Consider the following 5480-nt stretch of genomic DNA (forward strand, 5'->3'; position numbering starts at 1 on the left):
ATTGATTGGTTTAAATTACTCGAAGTTTATTTGAGCGAAATTTAAGTCAGTAATTGATGAGCCAGAATTGGTACCTTGTCTTTAAATAAGGTACAAAATGATTTTAACTGAAGAGTTTGATCATGGCTCAGATTGAACGCTGGCGGCAGGCTTAACACATGCAAGTCGAGCGGAGAGAGGTAGCTTGCTACTGATCTTAGCGGCGGACGGGTGAGTAATGCTTAGGAATCTGCCTATTAGTGGGGGACAACATTTCGAAAGGAATGCTAATACCGCATACGTCCTACGGGAGAAAGCAGGGGATCTTCGGACCTTGCGCTAATAGATGAGCCTAAGTCGGATTAGCTAGTTGGTGGGGTAAAGGCCTACCAAGGCGACGATCTGTAGCGGGTCTGAGAGGATGATCCGCCACACTGGGACTGAGACACGGCCCAGACTCCTACGGGAGGCAGCAGTGGGGAATATTGGACAATGGGCGCAAGCCTGATCCAGCCATGCCGCGTGTGTGAAGAAGGCCTTATGGTTGTAAAGCACTTTAAGCGAGGAGGAGGCTACTTTAGATAATACCTAGAGATAGTGGACGTTACTCGCAGAATAAGCACCGGCTAACTCTGTGCCAGCAGCCGCGGTAATACAGAGGGTGCAAGCGTTAATCGGATTTACTGGGCGTAAAGCGCGCGTAGGCGGCTAATTAAGTCAAATGTGAAATCCCCGAGCTTAACTTGGGAATTGCATTCGATACTGGTTAGCTAGAGTGTGGGAGAGGATGGTAGAATTCCAGGTGTAGCGGTGAAATGCGTAGAGATCTGGAGGAATACCGATGGCGAAGGCAGCCATCTGGCCTAACACTGACGCTGAGGTGCGAAAGCATGGGGAGCAAACAGGATTAGATACCCTGGTAGTCCATGCCGTAAACGATGTCTACTAGCCGTTGGGGCCTTTGAGGCTTTAGTGGCGCAGCTAACGCGATAAGTAGACCGCCTGGGGAGTACGGTCGCAAGACTAAAACTCAAATGAATTGACGGGGGCCCGCACAAGCGGTGGAGCATGTGGTTTAATTCGATGCAACGCGAAGAACCTTACCTGGCCTTGACATAGTAAGAACTTTCCAGAGATGGATTGGTGCCTTCGGGAACTTACATACAGGTGCTGCATGGCTGTCGTCAGCTCGTGTCGTGAGATGTTGGGTTAAGTCCCGCAACGAGCGCAACCCTTTTCCTTATTTGCCAGCGAGTAATGTCGGGAACTTTAAGGATACTGCCAGTGACAAACTGGAGGAAGGCGGGGACGACGTCAAGTCATCATGGCCCTTACGGCCAGGGCTACACACGTGCTACAATGGTCGGTACAAAGGGTTGCTACCTAGCGATAGGATGCTAATCTCAAAAAGCCGATCGTAGTCCGGATTGGAGTCTGCAACTCGACTCCATGAAGTCGGAATCGCTAGTAATCGCGGATCAGAATGCCGCGGTGAATACGTTCCCGGGCCTTGTACACACCGCCCGTCACACCATGGGAGTTTGTTGCACCAGAAGTAGCTAGCCTAACTGCAAAGAGGGCGGTTACCACGGTGTGGCCGATGACTGGGGTGAAGTCGTAACAAGGTAGCCGTAGGGGAACCTGCGGCTGGATCACCTCCTTAACGAAAGATTGACGATTGGTAAGAATCCACAACAAGTTGTTCTTCATAGATGTATCTGAGGGTCTGTAGCTCAGTTGGTTAGAGCACACGCTTGATAAGCGTGGGGTCACAAGTTCAAGTCTTGTCAGACCCACCATGACTTTGACTGGTTGAAGTTATAGATAAAAGATACATGACTGATGATGTAAGCTGGGGACTTAGCTTAGTTGGTAGAGCGCCTGCTTTGCACGCAGGAGGTCAGGAGTTCGACTCTCCTAGTCTCCACCAGAACTTAAGAGAAGTTCGGATTACAGAAATTAGTAAATAGAGATTTAGATCTTGGTTTATTAACTTCTGTGATTTAAGTATCACGGTATTAAGCATGACCTGACGAAGGCATGTTTATTCATTAACAGATTGGCAAAATTGAGTCTGAAATAAATTGTTCACTCAATAACAAAGAGAGAGGAAGTAATTCTAATCTTGGAGTTAATTGAGAACTAGCAAATTAACTGAATCAAGCGTTTTGGTATATGAATTTAGATTGAAGCTGTACAGTGTTTAAGTACACAGACAACAGATAGTAGCGATGAAGAATCGCACGGACAACACTCACTTGTAGGTGTTGACGACTGTTTGGGGTTGTATGGTCAAGTAATTAAGTGCATGTGGTGGATGCCTTGGCAGTCAGAGGCGATGAAAGACGTGATAGCCTGCGAAAAGCTCCGGGGAGGCGGCAAATATCCTTTGATCCGGAGATTTCTGAATGGGGGAACCCACCTACTTTAAGGTAGGTATTGCAACATGAATACATAGTGTTGCAAGGCGAACGAGGGGAAGTGAAACATCTCAGTACCCTTAGGAAAAGAAATCAATTGAGATTCCCTCAGTAGCGGCGAGCGAACGGGGATCAGCCCATTAAGTTATGTGTGTTTTAGTGGAACGCTCTGGGAAGTGCGAACGTAGAGGGTGATATTCCCGTACACGAAAGGGCACACATAATGATGACGAGTAGGGCGAGGCACGTGAAACCTTGTCTGAATATGGGGGGACCATCCTCCAAGGCTAAATACTCCTGACTGACCGATAGTGAACCAGTACCGTGAGGGAAAGGCGAAAAGAACCCCTGTGAGGGGAGTGAAATAGATCCTGAAACCGCATGCATACAAGCAGTGGGAGCACCTTCGTGGTGTGACTGCGTACCTTTTGTATAATGGGTCAGCGACTTATATTCAGTAGCGAGGTTAACCGTATAGGGGAGCCGTAGAGAAATCGAGTCTTAATAGGGCGTTTAGTTGCTGGGTATAGACCCGAAACCAGGCGATCTATCCATGAGCAGGTTGAAGGTTGGGTAACACTAACTGGAGGACCGAACCCACTGTCGTTGAAAAGCCAGGGGATGACTTGTGGATAGGGGTGAAAGGCTAATCAAGCCTGGTGATAGCTGGTTCTCCCCGAAAGCTATTTAGGTAGCGCCTCGGACGAATACCATAGGGGGTAGAGCACTGTTTCGGCTAGGGGGTCATCCCGACTTACCAAACCGATGCAAACTCCGAATACCTATGAGTACTATCCGGGAGACAGACTGCGGGTGCTAACGTCCGTAGTCAAGAGGAAAACAATCCAGACCGCCAGCTAAGGCCCCAAAATCATAGTTAAGTGGGAAACGATGTGGGAAGGCATAGACAGCTAGGAGGTTGGCTTAGAAGCAGCCACCCTTTAAAGAAAGCGTAATAGCTCACTAGTCGAGTCGGCCTGCGCGGAAGATGTAACGGGGCTAAAACTATGTGCCGAAGCTGCGGATTTGACATTAGTCAAGTGGTAGGGGAGCGTTCTGTAAGCCGATGAAGGTGTATTGAGAAGTATGCTGGAGGTATCAGAAGTGCGAATGCTGACGTGAGTAACGACAAAACGGGTGAAAAACCCGTTCGCCGAAAGACCAAGGGTTCCAGTCCAACGTTAATCGGGGCTGGGTGAGTCGACCCCTAAGGCGAGGCCGAAAGGCGTAGTCGATGGGAAATTGGTTAATATTCCAATACTTCTGTGTAATGCGATGAGAGGACGGAGAAGGTTAAGTCAGCCTGGCGTTGGTTGTCCAGGTGGAAGGATGTAGGTATGTATCTTAGGCAAATCCGGGGTACTCTATACTGAGATCCGATAGCAAGCTGTACTTGTACAGTGAAGTGGCTGATACCATGCTTCCAGGAAAAGTCTCTAAGCTTCAGTTACACAGGAATCGTACCCGAAACCGACACAGGTGGTCAGGTCGAGTAGACCAAGGCGCTTGAGAGAACTCTGCTGAAGGAACTAGGCAAAATGGTACCGTAACTTCGGGAGAAGGTACGCTGTTGTTGGTGATGGAACTTGCTTCCTGAGCTGACGACAGCCGCAGAAACCAGGCCGCTGCAACTGTTTATTAAAAACATAGCACTCTGCAAACACGAAAGTGGACGTATAGGGTGTGATGCCTGCCCGGTGCTGGAAGGTTAATTGATGGGGTTAGCGTAAGCGAAGCTCTTGATCGAAGCCCCAGTAAACGGCGGCCGTAACTATAACGGTCCTAAGGTAGCGAAATTCCTTGTCGGGTAAGTTCCGACCTGCACGAATGGCATAATGATGGCGGCGCTGTCTCCAGCAGAGGCTCAGTGAAATCGAAATCGCTGTGAAGATGCAGTGTACCCGCGGCTAGACGGAAAGACCCCGTGAACCTTTACTGCAGCTTGACACTGAACTTTGACCTTACTTGTGTAGGATAGGTGGGAGGCTTTGAAGTTGGAACGCTAGTTCCAATGGAGCCGTCCTTGAAATACCACCCTGGTAATGTTGAGGTTCTAACTCTGTCCCGTTATCCGGGACGAGGACCGTGTCTGGTGGGTAGTTTGACTGGGGCGGTCTCCTCCTAAAGAGTAACGGAGGAGTACGAAGGTGCGCTCAGCGTGGTCGGAAATCACGCGTAGAGTATAAAGGCAAAAGCGCGCTTAACTGCGAGACCCACAAGTCGAGCAGGTACGAAAGTAGGTCTTAGTGATCCGGTGGTTCTGTATGGAAGGGCCATCGCTCAACGGATAAAAGGTACTCTGGGGATAACAGGCTGATACCGCCCAAGAGTTCATATCGACGGCGGTGTTTGGCACCTCGATGTCGGCTCATCTCATCCTGGGGCTGAAGCAGGTCCCAAGGGTATGGCTGTTCGCCATTTAAAGAGGTACGCGAGCTGGGTTTAGAACGTCGTGAGACAGTTCGGTCCCTATCTACCGTGGGCGCTGGAAATTTGAGAGGATCTGCTCCTAGTACGAGAGGACCAGAGTGGACGAACCTCTGGTGTACCGGTTGTGACGCCAGTCGCATCGCCGGGTAGCTATGTTCGGAAGGGATAACCGCTGAAAGCATCTAAGCGGGAAGCCTACCTCAAGATAAGATTTCCCTAGGAATTTATTCCTCTAAAGAGCCGTTCGAGACTAGGACGTTGATAGGTTGGATGTGGAAGCATAGTGATATGTGAAGCTGACCAATACTAATTGCTCGTGAGGCTTGACTATACAACACCCAAGCAGTTGTATATGAAGCATCAATCGATTCATAAACATGCAAAGCAACTTGATTTAGTTATACTACTAGCTAAAATGAACAACGAAAAATCAGACCAATCAGCCCATCTGTAAAGATTTGGAAAACGCAACGTATCACACAGTGAATAAAACGAAGCAAGTATCCATACCAGTTGTGCTGGCGACCATAGCAAGAGTGAACCACCTGATCCCTTCCCGAACTCAGAAGTGAAACCTCTTAGCGCTGATGGTAGTGTGGGGTTACCCATGTGAGAGTAAGTCATCGCCAGCTCATTATTCTAAACACCCCC

2 tRNA genes and 3 rRNA genes are annotated in these 5480 nt (G+C 49.0%); all 5 read left to right on the forward strand.

Going from position 1 to position 5480, the window contains the following annotated elements:
• Window positions 1-104: 104 nt before the first annotated feature.
• The 5 genes from RMA94_RS01240 (at window position 105) to rrf (ending at window position 5461) form a co-directional block, all read left to right on the forward strand.
• Window positions 105-1642 (forward strand): 16S ribosomal RNA (locus tag RMA94_RS01240).
• 59 nt (window positions 1643-1701) lie between these two features.
• Window positions 1702-1778: transfer RNA gene (locus RMA94_RS01245), tRNA-Ile, on the forward strand.
• Between the two features lie 55 nt (window positions 1779-1833).
• A tRNA-Ala gene (locus tag RMA94_RS01250) sits at window positions 1834-1909 on the forward strand.
• Between the two features lie 360 nt (window positions 1910-2269).
• Window positions 2270-5160, forward strand: a 23S ribosomal RNA gene (locus RMA94_RS01255).
• Between the two features lie 186 nt (window positions 5161-5346).
• Window positions 5347-5461 (forward strand): 5S ribosomal RNA (gene rrf / locus RMA94_RS01260).
• The 16S, 23S and 5S rRNA genes sit together here with 2 tRNA genes alongside, the layout of an rRNA operon.
• Window positions 5462-5480: the final 19 nt, after the last annotated feature.

Origin of the sequence: Acinetobacter sp. V115_6 (assembly GCF_031799025.1) — a bacterium.
In the GTDB taxonomy this organism is placed as follows: Bacteria; Pseudomonadota; Gammaproteobacteria; order Pseudomonadales; family Moraxellaceae; genus Acinetobacter; species Acinetobacter pittii.